This is a genomic window from Aeromonas sp. 600948, from assembly GCF_049174875.1.
GTDB classification, from domain to species: Bacteria; Pseudomonadota; Gammaproteobacteria; order Enterobacterales; family Aeromonadaceae; genus Aeromonas; species Aeromonas veronii_A.
Map to the genome: position 1 here is coordinate 12,401 of NZ_JAAKTY010000017.1, position 21,441 is coordinate 33,841.

Below are 21,441 nucleotides of genomic sequence, written 5' to 3' on the forward strand. Positions count from 1 at the left end.
GGATAGTTTTGGAACCCCTAATTTATATTTTTATTATTTCTGCCCGAAAAGCTCGCGCACTTCCCGCGAGGGCGGTGCCGTCAGCAGGCTGACCGTGATAAAGACCACTAGCGCCAGCGTGAGGCTTGGCACGATGGCGTGCAGACCAGCCAGCTTGATCCCCCACTGACTGAGTACCCCATAGCTTACGATGCCGCTGACCATGCTGGCCAGTGCGCCCGGGCCGTTGGCCCGCGACCAGTAGAGGCCGAGCACCAGTGGCCAGAGGAACACCGCTTGCAATCCGCCAAAGGCGAGCAGGTTGAGCCAGATGATCATCTCGGGCGGTTGCAACGCCGCCAGCAGCACCAGAGTGCCGAGGATCAGGGTACAGAGCAGGGAGAGGCGGGGGATGCGCACTTCCAGCTTCTCCTGCTTTGGACTCAGATAGTTGAGGTAGAGATCCTTCACCAGAGTGGCGGAAGCCTGGATCAGCTGGGAGTCGATGGTGGACATGATGGCCGCCATCGGCGCCGCCAGAAAGACTCCGGCCAGCCAGGGGGGTAGCACTTCCATCATCAGGGAGGGCATGATCTTGTCCGGGCTGTCCATGCCGGGCAGGATGGCGCGGCCAAGGGCGCCCGCCAGATGCATGCCGAACATCAGCAGGGCGCTGACAACGGTGCCGATCAGAATGCCGCGATGGAGCGCCTTGCTGTCGCGATAGCCAAAACAGCGCAATGCCGAGTGGGGCAGCCCCACCACCCCGACACAGACCAGGATCCAGAAGCTCAGCATAAAGGGCTGGGTCAGCATGTCGCCGGCCCCTTGCGGGCTTACCAGCTTGGGGTCGATCTCCCTGAGCTGGTGGATGAGGTTCGGCAGGCCGTCACCGGCAATCAGAATTCCTGCCAGCAGGGCGCCGGTGCCGATCAGCATGATGATCCCCTGCAGGGCATCAGTCATCACCACGGCGCGGAAGCCGCCGATGATGGTGTAGAGCAGCACACAGCTGGCAAACAGCATCAACCCCTGCTGGTAGGAGAGCCCGGTGGCGGTCTCCAGCAGGCGGGCACCGCCGATAAACTGCACCACCATGGTCGCGATAAAGGCGAGGATGATAGTAACGGAGCCGAGGATCACCACTGCCTTGCTCTGATAGCGGGCCCACAGCATGTCGTTGATGGTCACCGCATTGACCCGGCGGGCGATGATGGCGAACTTCTTGCCCAGTACTCCCAGAGTGAGCCAGACGGTGGGCAGCTGGATCATCGCCAGCAACACCCAGCCCAGACCGATCTTGTAGGCCGCGCCCGGCCCACCGATAAAGGAGGAGGCCGAGGTGTAGGTGGCCACTAGCGTCATCGCCAGCACCAGCCCGCCCATGCTGCGGTTGCCGATGAAGTACTCCTGCACGAAGTTGCCTTCAGCTCTATGACGGCTGGCCCAGAAACCCACCCCCAGCACCAGCACCAGATAGATGAAGAGCGGCAGCATCAGCTCAAGATTCATGGGATGACTCCTTGCCGGAAGGGGCTGGGGTATCGAGGGGGATATCCACAAACAGTCGATCCACCATCAGGGCACATAGTGCGATGAACAGCAGTGGCATCGCCACGCAACTGAGCAGGAACCAAAGGGGAATGTCCCAGCATTCGATCTCTTCCGGGATCAGATAAGCCGTGCCATACCAGGCAAGAAAATAGAGTAGGGTCAGCAGCAGGCAGAAAGCTGCTTCCCGGCGGGCGAGAGCAAAACGGTTCACCTTGGCCTCCGACAATTTTGAGGGGCGCAAGGATAACAAAAAAGGGCCATGTCGCCATGGCCCTTTTTCAGCAGAGGCTCCTTGCGGAGCAGACTTCCACCGGAAGTCCGGTCTCTATCAGAGATCCTTACAGACCCAACTTCTTGTGCAGATAGTGGGCGTTGGTACTGCCACCGTGCAATGTCATCGGGTCTCTATCAGCGATCCTTACAGACCTAACTTCTTGTGCAGGTAGTGGATATTGGTGCCACCGTGCTGGAAGTTTTCGTCTTTCATGATCTCTTTTTGCAGCGGTACGTTGGTCTTGATCCCTTCCACTACCAGCTCGTCCAGCGCATGGCGCATGCGGGCGATGGCAATGTCACGATTCTCGCCGTAGCAGATCAGCTTGCCGATCATCGAATCATAGTGGGGCGGTACCTTGTAACCGGCATAGATGTGGGAGTCCCAACGCACGCCCAGACCACCCGGCGCGTGGAAGCGCTGCACCAGACCCGGAGAGGGCATGAAGGTGGCCGGATCTTCCGCGTTGATCCGGCACTCGATGGCATGACCACGGATGCGGATATCCTGCTGGGTGATCGACAGGGGTTGACCGGCGGCGATGCGCAGCTGCTCCTTGATCAGATCGATACCGGTGACCATCTCGGTGACCGGATGCTCAACCTGGATACGGGTGTTCATTTCGATGAAATAGAACTCGCCGTTCTCGTACAGGAACTCGAAAGTACCCGCACCGCGGTAGCCGATCTCGATACAGGCGCGCACACAGCGCTCGCCGATGAACTTGCGCATTTCGGCGGTGATGCCGGGTGCCGGCGCCTCTTCCACCACCTTCTGGTGGCGACGCTGCATGGAGCAGTCGCGCTCGCCCAGATAGAGGGCGTTGCCCTGGCCGTCTGCCAACACCTGAATTTCGATGTGGCGCGGGTTTTCCAGGTACTTCTCCATGTAGACCATGTCGTTCTTGAAGAACTGGCCTGCTTCGGATTTGGTTAGGGCAATGGCGGAGGCTAGCTCGGCCTCGCTGCGTACCACGCGCATGCCACGACCACCGCCGCCACCGGCAGCCTTGATGATCACCGGATAGCCGATGCGCTTGGCAATAGCGGCATTGCGCTTGGTGTCGTTGTCCACCGGACCGTCAGAGCCCGGTACACACGGTACGCCTGCCTTCTTCATCGCTTCGATGGCGGAGACTTTGTCACCCATCAGGCGGATGGTCTCGGCGCGCGGGCCGATGAAGATGAAGCCGGATTTTTCGACCACTTCGGCAAAATCGGCGTTCTCGGAGAGGAAGCCGTAACCCGGGTGGATGGCCACGGCACCGGTCACCTCGGCGGCGGCGATGATAGCCGGAACGTTGAGGTAGGAGTCGGTACTGGCTGGTTTGCCGATACAGATGGATTCGTCGGCCAGCAGCACATGTTTGAGCTCCCGGTCGGCGGTGGAGTGAACGGCCACTGTCTTGATCCCGAGCTCTTTGCAGGCGCGCAGGATCCGCAGGGCAATTTCACCGCGGTTGGCGATGACTACTTTGTCCAACATGGGTGGCGATTTCCCTTATTCGATGATGAACAGCGGCTCGTCAAATTCGACGGCCTGACCATTTTCAACCAGGATCGCTTTGATCACACCGGCCTTGTCAGACTCGATTTGGTTCATCATTTTCATGGCTTCGACGATGCACAGGGTATCGCCGACATTGACTTGCTGACCCACTTCCACGAACGGCTTGGCTTCCGGGCTGGAGGAGCGGTAGAAGGAGCCAACCATGGGAGAGCGCATCAGGTGACCGCTCGGTGCGGCATCTGCGGCCGGCGCAGCGGAAACCGGGGCGGCGGCTGGAGCGGCAACCGGAGCGGCTGCTTGCTGCATGATCATCTGCGGTGCGGCAGTGACCTGGCCTGCGAAGTTGCGGCTGATGCGAACGGACTCTTCACCTTCGGAGATCTCCAGTTCGGCGATGCCGGACTCTTCAACCAGTTCAATCAGCTTCTTGATTTTGCGGATATCCATTAGCATTCTCTTTCTTCTTTATCTGATCAGTGATTATCAAGCCGCGTGCAGATGGCGCACGGCCGCGGTTAAAGCGAATTGATAGCCATCGGCCCCCAGACCACAAATGACCCCTTTGGCGACATCAGACAGATAGGAGTGATGACGAAACGGCTCCCTGGCATGAACGTTTGACAGGTGAACCTCGATAAAGGGTATGGCGACACCCAGCAGCGCATCGCGGATGGCGACGCTGGTGTGGGTGAAGGCGGCCGGATTGATGATGATGAAATCCACCTGACCCATGGCCTGATGGATGCGGCTGACCAACTCATGTTCGGCGTTGGATTGCAGATGTTCCAGAGTGACACCGAGTTCGCTGGCGTTGAGCTTCAGATCGGCGACGATCTCATCGAGCGTCTTGCTGCCGTAGATACCCGGTTCCCGTTTGCCCAGCAGATTCAGGTTTGGACCGTTGAGCAGGAGAATTCGGCGATGTTGCGACATATTGAGTGCATCCTCGATGATCATGCTGCTATCTGTCAGCTATCTTGTGGACTACCTGAAATCTAGCCATTTTCTGCGCAAATCGGTGTGCCCTGGCACACAGATTTCGCAATTATATTGATTTCGTGAAAATTAGCAGCATTTTACTGGTCTAATCTCTACATCTGGCTATTTATTGAGCGTCACCTCCCTGTGCACCCAGTTTCAGCCGCTCAGGCCGTTTGTACCGCTGTAGAAACAGCAAAGCCGGCACAGGGCCGGCTTTGTCGAGCAACAAACGAAGCGGGATCAGGCTGCTTCCGACTTCTCGCGGATGAGTTTGTCTACTACGCCCGGATCCGCCAAGGTGGAGATATCCCCCAGGCTGTCGGTCTCGCCGGTGGCGATCTTGCGCAGAATTCGCCGCATGATCTTGCCGGAACGGGTCTTCGGCAGCCCCTCCGCCCAGTGAATGACATCTGGCGTGGCGATGGCACCGATCTCCTTGCGCACCCACTCCTTCACCTCTTTGTGCAGCTCACGGCTCGGCTCTTCCCCGGCGATCAGGGTGACATAGGCATAGATGCCCTGACCCTTGATCTCGTGAGGAACCCCCACCACCGCGGCTTCGGCGATCTTGGGATGGGCCACCAGCGCCGATTCAATTTCGGCGGTACCCATGCGGTGGCCGGAGACGTTCAGTACATCATCCACCCGTCCGGTGATCCAGTAGTAGCCATCGGCATCGCGACGGGCACCGTCGCCAGTGAAGTAGCGGCCGGGGAAGGTGGAGAAGTAGGTCTGCTCGAACCGCTCGTGATCGCCGAATACGGTGCGCATCTGACCCGGCCAGGAGTCGGTGATCACCAGATTGCCCTCGGTGGCCCCCTCCAGCGGTTCGCCCATGTTGTCGACCAGCGCAGGTTGCACCCCGAAGAAGGGTTTGGTGGCTGAGCCCGGTTTCAGGTCGGTGACGCCGGGCAGCGGCGTAATCAGGATGCCGCCGGTTTCGGTCTGCCACCAGGTATCGACAATGGGGCAGCGCTCATCGCCAATGGTGCGGTAGTACCACTCCCAGGCTTCCGGGTTGATCGGTTCACCCACCGAGCCCATGATGCGCAGGCTCTGGCGCGAGGTGCCGGTGACAGCTTCGTTGCCCTTGGCCATCAGGGCGCGGATGGCAGTGGGGGCGGTATAGAGGATGGTGACCTGGTGCTTGTCCACCACCTGACTCATGCGGTTGGTGGCCGGGTAGTTGGGCACCCCTTCGAACATGATGGTGGTGGCGCCGTTGGCGAGCGGCCCGTAGACCAGATAGGAGTGACCAGTGACCCAGCCCACATCGGCGGTACACCAGTAGATGTCCTCTTCGTGGTAGTCGAACACATATTTGAAGGTGAGGGTGGCATAGACCAGATAGCCGCCGGTGGTGTGCAGCACCCCCTTGGGTTTGCCGGTGGAGCCGGAGGTATAGAGGATAAAGAGCGGATCTTCGGCGTTCATCGCCTCGGGCGGGCAGTCGCTGCTGACGGTGGCGGTCGCTTCATGCCACCAGATGTCGCGGTGGTTGTGCCAGGCGACATTGCCGCCGGTGCGCTTGAGCACGATCACCTTGTTAACCTGGGTATCCGGGTTGGTGAGCGCTTCATCCACGTTTTTCTTGAGTGGCACCGGACGGCCACCGCGCAGTCCCTCGTCGGCGGTGATCACGATGCGCGAGCCCGAGTCGATGATGCGACCGGCCAGTGCTTCCGGCGAGAAGCCGCCAAAGACGATGCTGTGCACCGCGCCGATGCGGGTACAGGCCAGCATGGCGATGGCGGCTTCGGGCACCATGGGCATATAGAGGCAGACCACGTCGCCGCGATGAACCCCCTGAGCTTTCAAGACGTTGGCAAACTTGCACACTTCGCTGTGCAGCTCGCGGTAGGTGAGTTTGCGATCTTCGGCGGGGTTGTCCCCTTCCCAGATGATGGCGACCTTGTCACCCCGTTCGGCGAGATGGCGATCGAGGCAGTTGGCGGAGACGTTGAGCTGGCCATCTTCAAACCACTTGATGTAGACATGGCCCGGATCGTAGGAGGTGTTTTTTACCTTGGTGTAGGGCTTTATCCAGTCGAGGATTTTGCCCTGTTCACCCCAGAAGGTATCGGGATCCTCGACGGAGGCCTGGTACATGGCGGCGTAGTCGCCCTTGTCGAGCAGGGCGCTGTTGCTGATATGGGGTTTGACCGGATAGACCTTGCTCTCGCTCATCACTCACTCCTTTGAATACATACTTTTAATAATTAAGTAACAACTTATACCTTTGGCTGATGGGGGCAATTAGACTTTTGGATAGACAGCAACATTTGGTTACAGGGTAATGGGTGACACTCAGGTGGTGAGTGGGTAAAAAGGAGGACTTTGATGGATGGAGGTAGTTATGTTCTCTCTATTGCTCTGTGCATCCCTCTGGCAGTTTGATGTGCCTGTTCTGGCAGACAAGCCCCCCAAAGAGTTTGTGATTACGCATCAGGAGCCGTCACAGACAGTGCGGGATCGGGTTGCCGATGAGCTTGGCAACGCATGGCAGGCAAAAAAACCGGGGGCCAAATTTTCCCTCAGTGAGCCTGGATCCCGTTATTCGGGCGACTCCCCGCTCACACGCATGCTCAATGAGCGGGATGATGGTGGTGTTCCCACCCTGACGTTTGGCAGATAGTCATATCTATCGCCAGGGGATTTTCCCCTGCGGCACCAATGACATCATCATCCTTTGATGAACGCAGTCGACCTGACGTTGCGTACCAATAGATAATCCCTTCTTCCCCTGTTAAGGGCTTGTGGGCACAGATGTTCAGCCTGAGTTGCAAGCCCTTGCTACCGTGGTCCTTTTGACATCCCGAGAGAGCGTTATGTCGCTAACAGAGGATGTTTATCATGCGCGATCAGAGCGTTAGTGCTTGAGCTGTGCGGCTTGCTGGCAAAGAGGGCTGACGATGATTGACTCTGTTGTAATGGAATTTGGCAACATGGTTGGCATGTTGCCATTTGGTCAGGAAACCTGGAGTGCGCAGCAACAGGATATCCCCCTGATTGCAGGAAGCAGTTGCATTGTAGAGCCTAATGATGCGATGGGTTTGACTGTCTGTGCGTTTTCATTTGGCTGGACCCAAGATAGGTGGGCGCTGGTAAACGTGGAAGTTGCCTGTGGTGTGAGTGTTACCAGCTGAAGCGATAGCTCAGGGTCAGGTTCACGACTGGTTGCCAATCGCAACCCTGGATGAGCCACTGCTTGGCACCCGCTTCTGCGTCGAGTTGCCACTTTTGCCAAGCCCAGCTGTGCTCCAGGGTTAGCCCCCAGTCTCGCCAACCTTCATGAGCATCATAAGCAGCCATGTGGGCCTGACTGCCCCGGGTCAGCCAGAGGTTGAGGGAGAGCCCGGCCGGCAGCGGCAGGCTGTGCTCCATGTACCAGAGCTGGCCATAACGGCCAGTGAGGTCGACGAGCTGGGACAACGTCAATTGATGGTCATCATCCAGCTGCCATCCCAGGCGCCACATAGCACTGAAACGGGTACTATCAACCACTGGCATGGATCCAACTCCCAAGGCGATAAAACTCTTTTCATAGAGAGGTAGTGCCAGCCCGGCACTGCTTCCGTTAGTGAAAAGGAGCCCAACCTGGGTCTCCCGTTCATAACCCCACCAGAGTTGGCTGTGCTGGGTTGCGTTACTACTGGCCTGGTTACTATCCAGTTGCCAGCTGCTGCCCAGTAACAACTCCTTTGCTTGCAATGGTAGCGTCACCAGTATTAGCAGCGACAGCCAATACTTATTTGCCATATAGCCGCGCCCAGTCCCGATCCTGATGCATTCCCATCAGATGACAGATGATGCCGGAGCGCTGGAAAGCATAAATAAGCAGTATGCTGGCGGTGCAGAGCAACATGATAAGGCCAAAACTGTTGGGCAGTATGGTGCCCTGACGGGCGGTCCACCACAGTAGCAAGGGGCCCCACAGGTGCACGAAGATGCTCTTGTGGAAGATGAAGACGGTCAGCGAGTACATGCCGATCCAGTTGAGTGGTCGCCAGCAGAGACGGATATTGTGTTGGTGTAGCCAGAGCACGGTACCGATCACCAGAAACTCCATACCCCAGATCCCGGCTCGGCCGATCATGTCCAGCGCCAGTTCGTGTTCGTTGGCGTAGATGTCGTTGAGCTCGACCGTGCTTGTCTCGCCGAACATGAGATAGATGGCCAGCGCCACCAGCGACAGCGTCAGTACCAGACGGTTGAGGCGATCTCGCCATTGTGGGCGCTGATGCCAGCACCAGCCATAGAGAAAGCCGAAACAGCCACTGGCCATGAAGAGGTCGAGACGGGCATCCAGCTCATAGTCGGGGTGAACGTGCAGCTTCATCCAGCTGTCGATATGGCCGAGCAGATCCTGTACGCCGAGTTGATCCAGTAGCAGGCTTAGAAGGGTCAGCAGGAGCATGCCGCGGATGCCGAACCTGGCATACACCATGGAGAAGAGCGCCAGCAGGCACATCCAGAGCATGACCGGGTAGAACGAGATGGCCTCGCCGAAGTTGGGGGCGATGACCAACCCTTCGACATAGAGCATCAGTATGATGCTGGCAAACAGGGCCAGCTTGCTGCCCAGCTGCGGCTTGAAGCTGGCCTGATCGCGGCGGCTCAGGTTGAATGCGGCCAAGGCCAGGTAGATCTGGCTGACCCAGGGGATTAACCAGGCTGATGCGTGTGCTGTCAGCTGATCCATGGGGAGCAGGTGTCCCGCCATTGCCTTGTGTGATACATAGAAGCTGTCCCACAAGGCATGTTCCCGATTGAAGAAATCGATGTACCAGTAGTTGAGGTAACCGGTGTAGTGCTCGAAGACGGCCATGAAGATGACAAGCCCGCGCAACAGATCGAGGCCTGTGATGCGCGCATCCTGTGGAGGCATATGATTGCTCCTGTGTAGTGTGGCGAAAGGAGCGGCACTATATCGGCTTTTGTAAAACTGAACGGGAGCTGAATGTAAGCAAATATTACGGGGAGCTGTACCGATGTGCTTGTAATGACTGGGAAGTGCCTGACCTGGCTGTCATGATTTGCAATATTGTTGGCTATTTTTTAGCCTTTCTCTCGGCCAAATGCCTGAATACCGCGCACAAATACCAGCCAGCCGAGCAGGTGGAACGGGAGGGCGAGTAGGTAGAGCAGCAGGAAGTGCGACTCGCTGCCGCTGCTGTTGATGAAGTCGATCCAGGCGGCCAGCAGCGCCAGCATGCCGGCAATCTGGAAGCGGCGGCGCAACACCACCTCGACGCCGAGATTGGCAAGGTAGAGGGTGAGCAGGATGCCAGCAAAGCCGGTGAGCTGAGCGGTGCCGTAGAGCTCGCGATCCGGGTTGAACAGCAGCGCGATCAGCGGAGTAATGCCCTGATCCAGCGGGATCAGGGCCAGCAGCCAGCATGCAATCAGAAGCAGGGCTGTCTTCATCGCGGCCTCAGTCGGCGGACGGTGCCGGTTTGACCAGAGAGAGGTAGTTGGCATCCATCTTGAGGAAGACCCCCAGCAGACGGGCACTGGCGCCGTAGAAGCCAAACCGGTCGGCGGCGCGACAGGCGCTTTCGAACTTGTCAAACCAGCCCAGCAGATGACCGTGCAGCAGCGCTTCCTGCTCGTCGAGCCAGCGTTCCCGCTCGGCCGCGCTCTTGGCTTCCGCCCCACGGATGATGAGATTGCCCATCAGATCCAGCTCGATTGCCAGATGGTCGGCAGGCTCTTTGTATTTATCGCTGACATTGATACCGAGGCGATCGAGGCGGGCCTGCATCTCGGCCATCGGGGCCTGCATCAGCAGCTTGGCCTCGCCGCGGTAGAGCGATTCGTAGGGCAGGGCGCCCTGTTTGGGATCCACTAGAAACAGGCCGGCGAAGTCGGCGGCCAGTTCCAGCTGGCGATCCGGGCGCACCAGCAGGCGGGCGATGGCATCGTTGAGCTCGGCCACGGCTTCGCGCATCGGATCCAGGGTGGAGAGGCTTTTCAGGAAGCTTCGCACGTCATAGGTGTCATATTCGGCGATCTGCTCATCACTGAGTTCGGCGGCGAACAGGGTGGAGAACCACCAGTAGAGTTCGGCCCGGCGTTCGCTGGTAGCCATAAATTCCTGCATTTTTCCTCCGTGGATGGCAATCGGGAGCCTTGATGGCTCCCGATTCTAACGACTTTAAAAATAAAGGAAACTCAAGGGGGCGCTTTCGTCCCCCCGGGGTCAGAGTGCCGGGAACATGGGGTCGATGCCCTTGGCCGATTCCGGAGCGCCGAAGGCAGTGACGGCAGGTGCCTGCCCGCGGAACTTCTCGATCTCCACCAGCGCGGTATGGGCCGTGGTGGCCTGCGCCAGGCTGGAGGAGCCGATGTCGGCGGTCAGCACGTTGGGATCGCCGTAGGTACAGAGCGTACCCACCTTGCCGCCCTCTTGCGGGCCATACCAGGCACCTTCCTGTATCCGGACTACGCCAGGGGCGTAATCATCGCTCACCACCAGACCAGCCAATACCTGACCGCGACCGTTGAACACCCGCACCAGATCGCCGTCCTTGAGGCCGCGGGATTTGGCATCCTGCGGATTCATATAGACAGGTTCGCGACCCTGCACCGTGTAGGTGGCTCGGTAGTTGTCGGACGAGCAGAGCTGGCTGTGCAGCCGCTTGTCCGGGTGGCAGGATTGCAGGTGCAGCGGGTACTGTTTGCTGCCCGGTCCGCCGTGGGAGCGCTCGTAGGGCTCGATCCAGACCGGATGGCCCGGGCAATCCCCATAGCCGTAGTCGGCGATGGTCTTGGAGTAGATCTCGATAAGGCCAGACGGGGTACCGAGGGGTTCCAGATCCGGCTCCTGACGGAACGACTCGTGGCGCACCCAGGGCTGGCCCGCCGGGAAGGTGACGAAGCCCTCGCCGTGCCAGAACTGGCTGAAACGGGGCAGACGAATGCCGATGCCGCGGCCCTGCAGGCGGGCGTCGTCATAGATGCTCTGGATCCACTCCAGCTTGCTCTTGCCGCCGGTGAACTCGGCCTCGCGACCGAAGCGACGGCAGAGATCGGCGAAGATGTCGTAGTCATCGCGCGCCTCGAACAGCGGCTCTACCACCTTGTACATGGCCAGAATGCCCGCGTTGGAGTGGGAGCCCCACTGCTCGATGTCATCGCGCTCATAGGTGGTGGTGGCGGGCAGCACGATATCGGCGAAGCGGCAGCTGGCGGTCCACTGGTGATCGATGCTGACCACGGTTTCCAGCTTGCGCCAGGCCGCGACCATCTTGTTGCGATCCTGCTGGTGGTGGAACGGGTTGTTGCCGCAGAACACCGCCATCTTCATGTGGGGGTAGGTGATGGTCTGGCCGTTGAAGGCGATCTGCTTGCCCGGATTGAGGATGCAGTCGACGAAACGGGCTACCGGAATGTACTTGGAGTAGCCCTTCCAGTCGCCGTCATGGAGCGGCTTGACCCCGGGAATTACCGAGCTGAAACCGGACATGATGGGGCCGCTGGAGGTGATGGTGCCCGCTCCGTTGTAGTGCCAGCCAAAGCCGTAACCGCCCCCCGGCAGGCCGATCTGGCCAATCATCGAGGCCAGTACCACCAGCATCCAGGCGTACTGCTCGCCGTGGTGCATGCGTTGCACACACCAGCCGCCGATAAGCTGGGTACGACCACTGCTCATGGCGCGGGCCAGCTCGCGGATGGTCTCGGCTGGTACGCCACAGATGGCGGCGGCCCACTCGGCATCCTTCACCTGACCATCGCTGGTGCCCAGCAGGTAGGGCAGGAACTTGTCAAAGCCGGTGGTGTAGTTCTTCAGGAACGCCTCGTCGTGGCGCTTCTCGCTGTAGAGGGTGTGGGCGATGCCCAGCATCAGCGGTACGTCGGTCTGCGGATTCAGGGTCACCTGATCGCAATTGAGGTACTTCTGGGTCTTGGATTTGACCGGATCGACACTGATCACCCGGATCTCGCCTTTGGCCACCTTCTCTTTCAACTGCGCCCAGTAGTCGTAGACGCTGTGATCCGGCACCAGCCAGCCCACCTGCAGGTTCTTGATGGGATCGGAGCCCCAGATAACGATGGTCTTGCTGTGTTCCAGCACCAGCGGCCAGGAGGTCTGCTGCTCGTATACCTCCATGGCGCCCGCCACGTGGGGCAGGATCACCTGGGCGGCACCGGTGGAGTAGTCACCAGCCTTGGCCAGATAGGTGCCGTGCAGGTTCATGGCGCGCCCCAGCATGGCACCAGCGGAGTGCAGCTTGCCCACCGACTGCCAGCCGGAGTGGCCGGCATAGAGGGCGCTCGGGCCATAGATCTTCTGCACCCGCTCCAGCTCGTGATAGAAGAAGTCCAGCGCCTGGGACCAGGTCACCCGCACGAAGCGGTTCTGGCCACGTTCGCTGGTGTCGGACTGGTGCCCCTTGCGCAGCCAGTCCAGCCGCACCATGGGGTAGCGGATGCGGGAGGGGTTGTAGACCACCTCACTCAAGGCCTTGAGCATGTCGGTGGGGTGCTTGTCATGCTCGAACGGCTGGGTCTCGACCCAGCGCCCATCGACCACCCGGGCACGGAAGGCGCCCCAGTGGGAGCCGGACTGCACCAGCTTGTCGCCAGACTCGGCGGCCATCACGGCGCGACCGAGCAGGGAGGGGCCGATCAGGGCAGAGGCACCGCTGGCCAGCAAGCCACCCAGAAAACCACGACGGGAAATATTGATCATCTTGTTATTCCTCTTTCGAATCCGGACTTAGTGGCTGCCCTGACCACCGGTATCGGCGGCATGGTTTTGCAGGTATTTGAGCAGGGTGCGCTCCTCTTCCTTGCTCAGGCGATAGTAGGCAGACATCGCCTTGAGCCCCGAGATCCAGCCGTTGGCAGTGAAGTGAGCGGGATCCGGCGCGCCGTGGCAGGAGTTGCAGGTGGATTTGTACATCTCGCCGGCGTAATCCCAGATCGGCTTGAGCGAGGACTCAAAGCCCTTGCCATCGACCCAGGCCTGCACCTGAACCTGCTCCCACTTGATATGAGTGGCGCTGTCGGTCTCCTGTTTGAGCACTTTCTCGCTCGCTTTCAGTTCGTCACGGATGGTGGCGACGAAGACCCGCTTGCCCATGTATTCGCTCAGCACCCGGCCCTTGCCGTCGCTCTCGCGCCACCCTTCGATGGTCACCTTGAGGCGATCGCCGCTGCGGTCTACGACATCGATGCGGGAGGCAGGCAGCAGTTTGCCGACCGGGTCGGTGCTCTGTTCGCTGGCGTAGAGATCTTTTTCACCCAGGTTGTAGAGGGTCTCGGCGGCTGGCGCCTCTTGCGCGTCGTTGACCAGGGTGGCGTAAGTGGCCCGGAAGCCCCCCGCCATGTTGGGCAGTTCGTGGGCGATGCCCTTGTGGCACTCGATGCAGTTCATGTTCTTCGCCGCCGCATCTTTCATCGCCTGCGCTGCCGCCGGGGACTGCTTGGCGTGATCCATGTTGTCGTAGCTGTGGCAGGACTTGCAGGTCTTGGAGTTCTGGCTGCTCATCCGTGCCCACACCTTCTCGGCCAGATGCAGGCGCCGGTCCTCGAACTTCTCCTGGGTGTCGATGCTGTGGCCTATGTACTCCTGATAGAGGTCGTTGGCCGCCTCCATCTTGCGGGCCACCTTGCCGACAAAGTCCTTCGGCTGGTGACAGTCGGTACAGACCGCCTGTACCCCGGAGGCATTCTTGAAGTGGATGGACTCCTTGTACTCCGGATAGACGGTGTCTTTCATGGAGTGGCAGGAGATACAGAATTCGAGGCTGCTGGTTTTCTCAAAGCCGTAGTGCAGGCCGACGGTGCCCGCGAGGGTGACGCCGACGCCCACCAGAAGCAGCGCCAGTACCGACCAGCGACGGCTGGGGGTGCGCAGGAAGTGCCACAGTTTTTTCATCATGCTCTCTCACATCACTTTTTTGATGGGAGCCATGATAGGGATGCGTTGTGAACAGGGCTGCCGCCACAAATTAATGAAATAGGGGTATTTATGACAAAATGTGAATAGAATAATCCTCCCTTGTCGACCATCGTGAACCCTGCCCATGAGCTACCACATTCTGGTTGTTGAAGATGATGCGGTTACCCGCGAGAAGCTGACCGGCTATTTCGAGCGGGAGGGCTATCGGGTGACGGCGGTCGAAAACGGCCAGGAGATGCGCGCCGTGCTGGCGGAACAAACAGTCGATCTGGTGATGCTGGATATCAACCTGCCGGGGGAAGATGGTCTGCTGCTGACCCGTGAACTGCGGGCGCGCAGCACGGTGGGGATCATTCTGGTCACCGGCCGCAGCGATGCGGTGGACCGGATTGTCGGCCTCGAGATGGGGGCCGACGACTATGTCACCAAGCCGTTCGAGCTCAGGGAACTGCTGGTGCGGGTCAAGAATCTGCTGTGGCGGATCTCGCTGGCGGCCGCCGCGCCGAGCGAGCCTGCGGTGGCTGACGATGCGGTGCGCTTTGGCCCCTGGCGTTTTGACATCCCCCGTCGCCAGCTCAGCAAGGACGGAGTGCCGGTGCGCCTGACCAAGGCCGAATATGAAGTGCTGGTGGCCTTTGTCGCCCATGCCGGGCGGGTGCTCAGTCGGGAGCGGATCCTGACCCTTATCAGCCATCGCGGCGATGGCCCGAGCGATCGCACCATAGATGTGTTGATCCGGCGGCTGCGCGGCAAGATGGAAGCGGATCCGCGGGATCCCCAGCTGTTTGTCACCGTCCATGGTGAAGGCTATCTGTTTGCCGGCGAGATAGCCTCCTGACTCCGTTGCGGTGGCCCTGGCCTGTTTGACCGGGTATCAGACCGGCGGGCGGGTATCAAATTGCGGGCAGTCGTCGCCAATCTGGTGCCAGGGCGCCTTGGAGCCGACGAAGATGTGAAATGCGGGTCGCTGGCTCGGCACATCGTCCAGTACCCCCAACCGCAGATTGATCTTGCCGCTGCTGCTCTTCTGGCTGAACAGGCTGGAGCCGCAGTGACGACAGAATGCCAGGGTGGTCTCTGCCGATTTCCGGTAGCGGCCGATGGCCTCTTCCCCCTTCACTATGGTGACCTTGTTGCCATCCAGTCCGCCGACCGAGGCGTAATCTCCCCCTGAAAACTTGCGGCATTCGCTGCAGTGGCAGTTACCCATGTAGTCGAACTGATCCGGCAGGGTCAGGGCGACGGCGCCGCACAGGCAGCTGGCATGTAACTCTTTCATCTCTTCTCCTTGAGTGTGCTGATCGGATTTGGAACGGCTATTCGACCCGATAGACGGGACGAAAAGCGCCATCCGAGAGGGAATCGGCGGGGTCGGCCAGCGGCGCAGACAGCGTCAGAATGGGTGGCCCCATCACCCGCGGGCACTGCTCGGCCTTGGCATCAGGGTGTTGCAGCAGGCAGACCGCCTGAGCGACCGCAAGGCGCCCCTGCAGCCGCATCTGATCGCTGTTGGCGGCGAGGATCTTGCCCCGGCGCAGGCCCCGCTGTACCCCGTGGCTGAAGTAGGTGCTCAGCACCTGGGGCCTGTCGAGATGGCGCTGCGCAAGCTCGTTGACCGCCACTTCGGTGGCGATGGCGCCCCCCACCAGATAGTCGAGGTCGGGATAGCGGGCTAGCGTCTGCTGCACCAGCGTGCGCTGGATTTCCCGGCTGTTGTCGCCGCGCTCGGTGGTGACCAGCTTGATGGCGCTCCCCTTGATGGCATCGGCAAAGCCCGGCTCGACGAAGTTGTTGCCGCCGCTTGACTGCGGGCCGGGGAAGAGGGCGACCGAGACCGGCTTGCTGCCGGCGGGGTGACGCTGCGCCAGCCAGTGGCCAATCTGCCAGCCCATCTGGTACCAGGAGACCCCCACCTTCGCCTGCACCAGACCGCTGGGTAGATCGTTGACCAACCCAAAGAGCGGCAGCGGCGTGGCCTTGATGGCCTCGCGCAAGCCCTGATAGCTCACCGCGCCGAGCAAGATGGCGTCGCTCCCTTCCTGCACGCAGCGCTGCAACTGCTGGCGCTGCTCGGCGAGGGCGCCGTAACCCCCTGCTTCGTGGATCTGCAACTTGACTCCCAGCCGCTTCGCTTCGTCCACCATGCCCTGATTGACCGAAAGCCAGTAGGCGTCGCGCAGATGGGGGTAGAGGGCACAGAGGGTCAGCGGCTTGGTTGCCGCAGCGGGTTCCGGCCACTGCTGGCGCAGCGGCTGGCCGCTGAATTCGCCGCCGGGCCAGATATCGACCGCAAATGCGAGGGCGGCGCGGGGAAGCATTAGCAACCAGATCAGCAACAACGGGGAGAGATAGACGCTTCGCATGGTCAGGGGTTTTGTTAAAGTGTTGGGCCATATTATCCGGTCAAAGCCGACCACAACCAAGGGACTTCCCGTGAGAATCTTTTCCGGCCTGGGTGGCAAGTTGATGCTGGCCTTCTCCCTGATGGCGTTGCTGACCCTGAGTGCCTCACTGCTGGGCTGGGTGGGGCTTAGCCATCTGCGCCAGTTGGAGCAAGGGGTGCAGCAGACTCTGGCCGATCAGGAGCTGGCCCGCACGCTCTCTCGCCTCAGCGGCGAGATCCAGAGCGCGTCACGGCTGCTGGCCACCGCAACCAGCGAGCAGGAGCGGGAGCATCAGGGGCGCTTGCTCACTCTGCAGGGACAACAGCTGCAACAGGTGCTGGAGCAACTCGGCCGTGGACAGGGTTCAACAAGCCTCGATCAGCTCAGTCAGAGCATCATCGGCAATCTGGGTCAGCAGGGCTGGCTAGTGGGGGAACGGTTGACCCTGATGACGCAGGGTGAGGCGCAGCGTGCCCGTCTGGTGGCGGCGGCCGGACAGATCGCCGAGCTGGCGCGCAGCCAGATGGAGAACGCCGAAACCGTGATGGTGGCGGGATTGGGTTCCCTCTACCAACAGCAAGGTACGCAGGCGACCCGGACGCTGGACCGCCTGCTGGAGCAGGATCTCGACTGGCTGGAGCAGATGACCGAGCTGCGCCATCGTACCCTGATGCAGCAGCAGCGCATCGAAGAGATGTGGCGCAGCGAACGGCAGGAACAGTTGCAAACGCTGTTGCAAGAGGGGCTGCGGGAGCTGGCCATCTTGCAACTGCGGGCCGGGGCTGTGACCGATCCGGCACGTCGTCAGGCGGTGGAGCAGGCGCTGACCGTGCTGGCGCAGAGCGACAAGCTGGTGCAACTGCGCAGCGACTGGCTCGGCAAGGGGGAGGCGCTGCGGGTGCTGGCCAATGCCAACGAAGCCCTGATGAGCAGTCTCAACCAGCAGGTCGGTGAGCTGGTCAGCCGTGCCCGCGATTCGCTGGGGCAGAGCCAGCAGGCGCTAAGCCAGCGCCTCAGGCTGCTGGAGCAGGCGCTGATGGCCATTGGCCTGCTCACCCTGCTATTACTGATGCTGCTGATGTGGCGCATGGTCTATGGCCGGATCGTCTGGCCGCTGCAACGGGCGGTGGCGGGGATGAGCCGGTTGGCACGCGGAGATCTGGCTCCCCTTGAGCCGATCGCCAGCACCGGGCGCGATGAGCTGGCGGAGTTGGGGCGGGCCCTGCAGGTGTTTCGTGACAATGCGGTGGAGCTGGGCCGCTATCAGCGAGAGCTGGAGTCGCGGGTCGAGGAGCGCACCGGCCAGCTCAGCCACGCCAACGAGCGGCTCAATGAGGAGGTGGAGAAGCAGCGGCAGGCCCGCGCCGAGGCAGAACAGGCCAACCGCGCCAAGTCGGTGTTTCTCGCCACCATGAGCCACGAGATCCGCACCCCCATGAACGGCATTCTCGGGGGCCTGACGCTGCTGGAAGATACCCATCTCAGCGAGACCCAGCAGCGCTATCTGGCCGCCATCGAGCACAGCGGCGAATCCCTGCTGGAGATCCTCAACGACATTCTCGACTACTCCAAGATAGAGGCGGGCCATGTGGAGGCGCGCCGCGAACCCTTCCCCCTGTTCCAGCTGGTGGATGAGCTCAGCGCGTTGTTCCGGCCAAAGGCTGCGGCCAAGGGGGTCACTCTGGCGCTGGAATATGCGCCCGGGCTGGCGCCTGTGGTCGAGGGGGATCTGGGCAAGCTGCGCCAGGTGCTCGGCAACTTGCTCGGCAATGCGGTCAAGTTTACCGCCCGTGGCCAGATTACCCTGACGGTGGCGCCTCTTGCCTGCCAAGGCCCTTGCGCCGAGCCCTGCATCCGGTTTGTGGTGCGCGATACCGGCCCCGGCATTCCGGCCGATGAGCAGGCGGCGGTGTTCGAGGCGTTTCGCCAGCGCAAGCGCGATATAGGCCATCAGGGCGGCACCGGGCTGGGGTTGGCGATCAGTCGCAAGCTAGTGGCCGCCATGGGGGGCGAGCTTATCCTTGCCAGCGAACCGGGCAAGGGGTGTGAATTCAGCTTCAGTTTGCCGTTGCAGCGTTCGAGCGCCCAGCTGCCTGCCGAGGCGCAACCGCTGCACCTTGGCCAGTCCCGCGACATCCTGCTGGTGGAGGATAACGAGATCAACCGGTTGGTGGCGCACGGCATGCTGACCCGCCTCGGCCATCGCGTCACCCTGGCGGAGGATGGCCGCAGCGCGCTGGCGCTGGTGACCGAGCGCCCCTTCGAGTTGGCGCTGCTCGATATCAATCTGCCCGATATGGACGGCATGACCCTGCGCGAGGATCTGGCCGCCATCAGTGAGGAGATGCATGAGCGGCCGCTGCCAGCCATCGCCATCTCGGCCCAGATGTATCCGGAGGATATCCGCCACTGCCTTGCCGCCGGGTTTGTCGATTTTGTCGGCAAGCCGGTACGGCTGGCGGTGCTGGCGAACGCCATAGATCAACTATTTCGGCAAGAAGGGGCCTCTATCGAGCCGCAGGTGCAGTTATCAGTAGCCGTGCCCCCAACTAACCACCCCGAGTGGGCCAATCCGGTGCTGGATGCCGATCTGCCCCTGCTCGGCATGGCGCGGATCCGCCAGCTGGTCGCGCTGTTTGAGTCGCAAGGGCGGGTGTTGCTGGATAAGTTGGCTCAGGGGGAGGGAAGTGAGCAACGTCAGCTGGCGCACAAGCTCAAGGGGAGTGCGCTGGCGCTGGGGTTGACCGAATTTGCCAGCCACTGTGCGGCTCTTGAGGCGGGAGGCGGGGAGCCTGCGGCAATCGGGGCGCAATTTGACGCGGCGGTGAGCGGGTTGCAGCAGTGGCTGGCGGCCAACAGGGATGCGCCGTTCTGATCCCTGCTGGCGATGTAAGGCGTTTAGGGAGGGTGGCCAGCCCCTGCGCCGTTATTCGATCTCGCGAAACAGCACCTGCTTGCACTTGGCACAGACCCATTCCCGGCGAAAATCGGTCAGGTGCACCATGCCCACCTCCAGCAACTCGTGGTGGCCGCAGTGATAACAGAAGATGATGTCGCCATCGACTGATTCAGGGTGGGCCGCCAGATAGTCGGCTTTGGTGGGGAGTTGATCCCACGAGGTGGTGGGGACATGCTTGCGTTGGCTGGTGTAGTAGACCCAGTAGAACAGAAAAAAGACAGCCAGGATCACGAATGTCAGCAGATGGTCCATCTTGAACTCCTCCGGTTAGGTGCAGCCCCTCGGATGCATGGCTGCAATCAGCTCCATCATCATTAAATTTGTTTCGAATGAATATGTTACAGGATGGATAAAGAGGGCGTTGTGATCCCCTTCGGGTTTTGCCCGCCCGCAGCGAGATGAAAAATGTGCCGTTTGGCGGAGCGGCCAGGGTATTGAACGGGGAGGGAATCTTGCTTTTTACAACATAAATTCAACATTTTTTTAGGTGGTTGGACTGTCTCTTTGATCCAGCTCACGTTACAATGCCCGCGCCCACTTCACCTAACGCGCAAACGATTTTCAGGAGAGAAACGGATGTTGAAACGTGACATGACCATCGCCAATTATGATCCGCAATTGTGGCAGGCCATCACAGACGAAACCCGTCGTCAGGAAGAGCATATCGAGCTGATTGCGTCTGAGAACTACACCAGCCCCCGTGTCATGGAAGCCCAGGGCTCCCAGCTGACCAACAAGTACGCCGAAGGTTACCCCTCCAAGCGTTACTACGGTGGTTGCGAGTATGTGGATGTGGTCGAAACCCTGGCTATCGAGCGCGCCAAAGAGCTGTTCGGTGCCACCTACGCCAACGTGCAGCCGCACTCCGGCTCCCAGGCCAACAGCGCTGTTTACATGGCTCTGCTGCAGCCGGGCGACACCGTACTGGGCATGAACCTGGCACACGGCGGTCACCTGACCCACGGCTCTCCGGTCAACTTCTCCGGCAAGCTTTACAACATCGTGCCTTACGGTATCGATGAGTCCGGCAAGATCGACTACGACGACATGGAACGTCAGGCTGTCGAGCACAAGCCGAAGATGATGATCGGTGGCTTCTCCGCCTACTCCGGTATCGTTGACTGGGCCCGCATGCGCGAAATCGCTGACAAGGTCGGTGCCTACCTGTTCGTCGACATGGCCCACGTGGCTGGTCTGATTGCCGCTGGCGTCTACCCGAACCCGGTTCCCCACGCTCACGTGGTCACCTCCACCACTCACAAGACCCTGGCCGGTCCGCGCGGTGGTCTGATCCTCTCCGCTGCTGACGACGAGGAGCTCTACAAGAAGCTTAATTCCGCCGTCTTCCCGGGTGGTCAGGGTGGCCCGCTGATGCACGTCATCGCCGGTAAAGCCGTTGCCTTCAAAGAGGCGCTGGAGCCGGAGTTCAAGACCTATCAGGCTCAGGTCGTGAAAAACGCCAAGGCGATGGCTGCCACCTTTATCGAGCGCGGTTACAAGATCGTCTCCGGCGGTACCGACAACCATCTGATGCTGGTTGACCTGATCGGCCGCGAGCTGACCGGTAAGGATGCTGACGCTGCGCTGGGCAAAGCCAACATCACCGTCAACAAGAACTCCGTGCCCAACGACCCGCGCTCCCCGTTCGTCACCTCCGGTGTGCGGATCGGTACCCCGGCCATCACCCGCCGCGGTTTCAAGGAAGCCGAGTCCATCGAGCTGACCCACTGGATCTGCGACGTACTGGACAACCACGACAACGATGCTGTGCTGGCCACCGTACGCGAGAAGGTGCTGGATATCTGCCGCCGCTTCCCGGTTTATGGCTGATAAGTCAGACCATCCGGTTTGAGACCAATGCCACCTGCGGGTGGCATTGTTTTTTCTGGCT

General features: G+C 60.5%; 20 protein-coding genes. 5 read left to right on the forward strand and 15 right to left on the reverse strand.

The features are described 5' to 3' along the window. Nucleotides 1-33: 33 nt before the first annotated feature. The 6 genes from panF to acs form a co-directional block, all read right to left on the reverse strand. The gene (panF, locus tag G5182_RS14395; RefSeq protein WP_421172937.1) at nt 34-1,491 is read right to left on the reverse strand and encodes a sodium/pantothenate symporter; all 1,458 of its coding nucleotides are present in this window, start codon (nt 1,489-1,491) and stop codon (nt 34-36) included. Continuing rightward, nucleotides 1,481-1,744, reverse strand: coding sequence for a DUF997 family protein (locus tag G5182_RS14400; RefSeq protein ID WP_254204220.1), 264 nt, complete (start codon nt 1,742-1,744; stop codon nt 1,481-1,483). Before G5182_RS14400 ends, panF begins: the two co-directional genes overlap by 11 nt. 207 nt (nt 1,745-1,951) lie before the next feature. Next, nucleotides 1,952-3,292 (reverse strand): acetyl-CoA carboxylase biotin carboxylase subunit, encoded by a 1,341-nt coding sequence (accC, locus tag G5182_RS14405; RefSeq protein WP_216951972.1) that lies wholly within the window; start codon nt 3,290-3,292, stop codon nt 1,952-1,954. Nucleotides 3,293-3,307: 15 nt separating this feature from the next. Then, nucleotides 3,308-3,763: an acetyl-CoA carboxylase biotin carboxyl carrier protein gene (gene accB, locus G5182_RS14410; RefSeq protein ID WP_216979391.1), complete on the reverse strand. Its 456-nt coding sequence runs from the start codon at nt 3,761-3,763 to the stop codon at nt 3,308-3,310. 36 nt (nt 3,764-3,799) lie between these two features. Continuing rightward, nucleotides 3,800-4,249, reverse strand: coding sequence for a type II 3-dehydroquinate dehydratase (aroQ, locus tag G5182_RS14415; RefSeq protein WP_139743401.1), 450 nt, complete (start codon nt 4,247-4,249; stop codon nt 3,800-3,802). A gap of 288 nt (nt 4,250-4,537) precedes the next feature. Next, nucleotides 4,538-6,484 (reverse strand): acetate--CoA ligase, encoded by a 1,947-nt coding sequence (gene acs, locus G5182_RS14420; RefSeq protein WP_421172938.1) that lies wholly within the window; start codon nt 6,482-6,484, stop codon nt 4,538-4,540. A gap of 169 nt (nt 6,485-6,653) precedes the next feature. On the opposite strand from acs, the gene G5182_RS14425 reads away from it, so the two are divergent. Then, the gene (locus G5182_RS14425) at nt 6,654-6,932 is read left to right on the forward strand and encodes a hypothetical protein (protein ID WP_266134183.1); all 279 of its coding nucleotides are present in this window, start codon (nt 6,654-6,656) and stop codon (nt 6,930-6,932) included. Between the two features lie 277 nt (nt 6,933-7,209). Next, complete coding sequence (locus tag G5182_RS14430) at nt 7,210-7,443, forward strand: hypothetical protein (RefSeq protein WP_216951968.1); 234 nt, start codon at nt 7,210-7,212, stop codon at nt 7,441-7,443. On the opposite strand, the gene G5182_RS14435 is transcribed toward G5182_RS14430, so the two are convergent. The 6 genes from G5182_RS14435 to torC all read right to left on the reverse strand — a co-directional run bounded on the left by G5182_RS14435 (nt 7,433) and on the right by torC (nt 14,186). Next, nucleotides 7,433-8,056, reverse strand: a complete 624-nt coding sequence (locus G5182_RS14435; protein WP_421172939.1) for a hypothetical protein — start codon at nt 8,054-8,056, stop codon at nt 7,433-7,435. The two genes, G5182_RS14430 and G5182_RS14435, sit on opposite strands and share 11 nt — an antisense overlap. Further along, nucleotides 8,046-9,185, reverse strand: a complete 1,140-nt coding sequence (locus G5182_RS14440) for a hypothetical protein (RefSeq protein ID WP_421172940.1) — start codon at nt 9,183-9,185, stop codon at nt 8,046-8,048. The genes G5182_RS14435 and G5182_RS14440 overlap by 11 nt, the downstream gene beginning before the upstream one ends. A 170-nt stretch (nt 9,186-9,355) precedes the next feature. Then, nucleotides 9,356-9,724, reverse strand: coding sequence for a hypothetical protein (locus G5182_RS14445; RefSeq protein WP_227341296.1), 369 nt, complete (start codon nt 9,722-9,724; stop codon nt 9,356-9,358). Nucleotides 9,725-9,731: 7 nt separating this feature from the next. Then, nucleotides 9,732-10,400: a molecular chaperone TorD gene (torD, locus tag G5182_RS14450; protein WP_201905699.1), complete on the reverse strand. Its 669-nt coding sequence runs from the start codon at nt 10,398-10,400 to the stop codon at nt 9,732-9,734. A 99-nt stretch (nt 10,401-10,499) separates the two neighbouring features. Further along, nucleotides 10,500-12,992, reverse strand: coding sequence for a trimethylamine-N-oxide reductase TorA (gene torA, locus G5182_RS14455; protein WP_421231521.1), 2,493 nt, complete (start codon nt 12,990-12,992; stop codon nt 10,500-10,502). 27 nt (nt 12,993-13,019) lie between these two features. Further along, nucleotides 13,020-14,186 (reverse strand): pentaheme c-type cytochrome TorC, encoded by a 1,167-nt coding sequence (torC, locus tag G5182_RS14460; protein ID WP_421252028.1) that lies wholly within the window; start codon nt 14,184-14,186, stop codon nt 13,020-13,022. A 145-nt stretch (nt 14,187-14,331) separates the two neighbouring features. Here torC and torR point away from each other — a divergent pair, with 145 nt between their 5' ends. Beyond that, the gene (torR, locus tag G5182_RS14465; RefSeq protein ID WP_042080622.1) at nt 14,332-15,045 is read left to right on the forward strand and encodes a two-component system response regulator TorR; all 714 of its coding nucleotides are present in this window, start codon (nt 14,332-14,334) and stop codon (nt 15,043-15,045) included. A 36-nt stretch (nt 15,046-15,081) separates the two neighbouring features. Here torR and G5182_RS14470 read toward each other — a convergent pair whose 3' ends face one another. Both G5182_RS14470 and torT read right to left on the reverse strand, forming a co-directional pair. Beyond that, a complete protein-coding gene (locus tag G5182_RS14470) occupies nt 15,082-15,486 on the reverse strand; it encodes a GFA family protein (RefSeq protein ID WP_005338893.1) in 405 nt (134 codons plus the stop codon). Between the two features lie 37 nt (nt 15,487-15,523). Next, nucleotides 15,524-16,570 (reverse strand): TMAO reductase system periplasmic protein TorT, encoded by a 1,047-nt coding sequence (gene torT, locus G5182_RS14475; protein WP_421254460.1) that lies wholly within the window; start codon nt 16,568-16,570, stop codon nt 15,524-15,526. A 70-nt stretch (nt 16,571-16,640) separates the two neighbouring features. On the opposite strand from torT, the gene torS reads away from it, so the two are divergent. Beyond that, nucleotides 16,641-19,466, forward strand: coding sequence for a TMAO reductase system sensor histidine kinase/response regulator TorS (gene torS, locus G5182_RS14480; RefSeq protein WP_421254461.1), 2,826 nt, complete (start codon nt 16,641-16,643; stop codon nt 19,464-19,466). Between the two features lie 51 nt (nt 19,467-19,517). On the opposite strand, the gene G5182_RS14485 is transcribed toward torS, so the two are convergent. Then, complete coding sequence (locus tag G5182_RS14485) at nt 19,518-19,802, reverse strand: hypothetical protein (protein ID WP_005358446.1); 285 nt, start codon at nt 19,800-19,802, stop codon at nt 19,518-19,520. A 324-nt stretch (nt 19,803-20,126) separates the two neighbouring features. On the opposite strand from G5182_RS14485, the gene glyA reads away from it, so the two are divergent. Continuing rightward, entirely contained in the window at nt 20,127-21,380 is a 1,254-nt protein-coding gene (glyA, locus tag G5182_RS14490) for a serine hydroxymethyltransferase (RefSeq protein ID WP_005338884.1), read from the forward strand. The last annotated feature ends 61 nt before the right edge of the window (nt 21,381-21,441 follow it).

Coding starts and splice junctions, on each gene's coding strand:
- panF (WP_421172937.1), bottom strand. CDS start 1,491: ATGAATCTTGAGCTGATGCTGCCGCTCTTCATCTATCTGGTGCTGGTG.
- accC (WP_216951972.1), bottom strand. CDS start 3,292: ATGTTGGACAAAGTAGTCATCGCCAACCGCGGTGAAATTGCCCTGCGG.
- accB (WP_216979391.1), bottom strand. CDS start 3,763: ATGGATATCCGCAAAATCAAGAAGCTGATTGAACTGGTTGAAGAGTCC.
- aroQ (WP_139743401.1), bottom strand. CDS start 4,249: ATGTCGCAACATCGCCGAATTCTCCTGCTCAACGGTCCAAACCTGAAT.
- acs (WP_421172938.1), bottom strand. CDS start 6,484: ATGAGCGAGAGCAAGGTCTATCCGGTCAAACCCCATATCAGCAACAGC.
- G5182_RS14425 (WP_266134183.1), top strand. CDS start 6,654: ATGTTCTCTCTATTGCTCTGTGCATCCCTCTGGCAGTTTGATGTGCCT.
- G5182_RS14430 (WP_216951968.1), top strand. CDS start 7,210: ATGATTGACTCTGTTGTAATGGAATTTGGCAACATGGTTGGCATGTTG.
- G5182_RS14435 (WP_421172939.1), bottom strand. CDS start 8,056: ATGGCAAATAAGTATTGGCTGTCGCTGCTAATACTGGTGACGCTACCA.
- G5182_RS14440 (WP_421172940.1), bottom strand. CDS start 9,185: ATGCCTCCACAGGATGCGCGCATCACAGGCCTCGATCTGTTGCGCGGG.
- G5182_RS14445 (WP_227341296.1), bottom strand. CDS start 9,724: ATGAAGACAGCCCTGCTTCTGATTGCATGCTGGCTGCTGGCCCTGATC.
- torD (WP_201905699.1), bottom strand. CDS start 10,400: ATGCAGGAATTTATGGCTACCAGCGAACGCCGGGCCGAACTCTACTGG.
- torA (WP_421231521.1), bottom strand. CDS start 12,992: ATGATCAATATTTCCCGTCGTGGTTTTCTGGGTGGCTTGCTGGCCAGC.
- torC (WP_421252028.1), bottom strand. CDS start 14,186: ATGATGAAAAAACTGTGGCACTTCCTGCGCACCCCCAGCCGTCGCTGG.
- torR (WP_042080622.1), top strand. CDS start 14,332: ATGAGCTACCACATTCTGGTTGTTGAAGATGATGCGGTTACCCGCGAG.
- G5182_RS14470 (WP_005338893.1), bottom strand. CDS start 15,486: ATGAAAGAGTTACATGCCAGCTGCCTGTGCGGCGCCGTCGCCCTGACC.
- torT (WP_421254460.1), bottom strand. CDS start 16,570: ATGCGAAGCGTCTATCTCTCCCCGTTGTTGCTGATCTGGTTGCTAATG.
- G5182_RS14485 (WP_005358446.1), bottom strand. CDS start 19,802: ATGGACCATCTGCTGACATTCGTGATCCTGGCTGTCTTTTTTCTGTTC.
- glyA (WP_005338884.1), top strand. CDS start 20,127: ATGTTGAAACGTGACATGACCATCGCCAATTATGATCCGCAATTGTGG.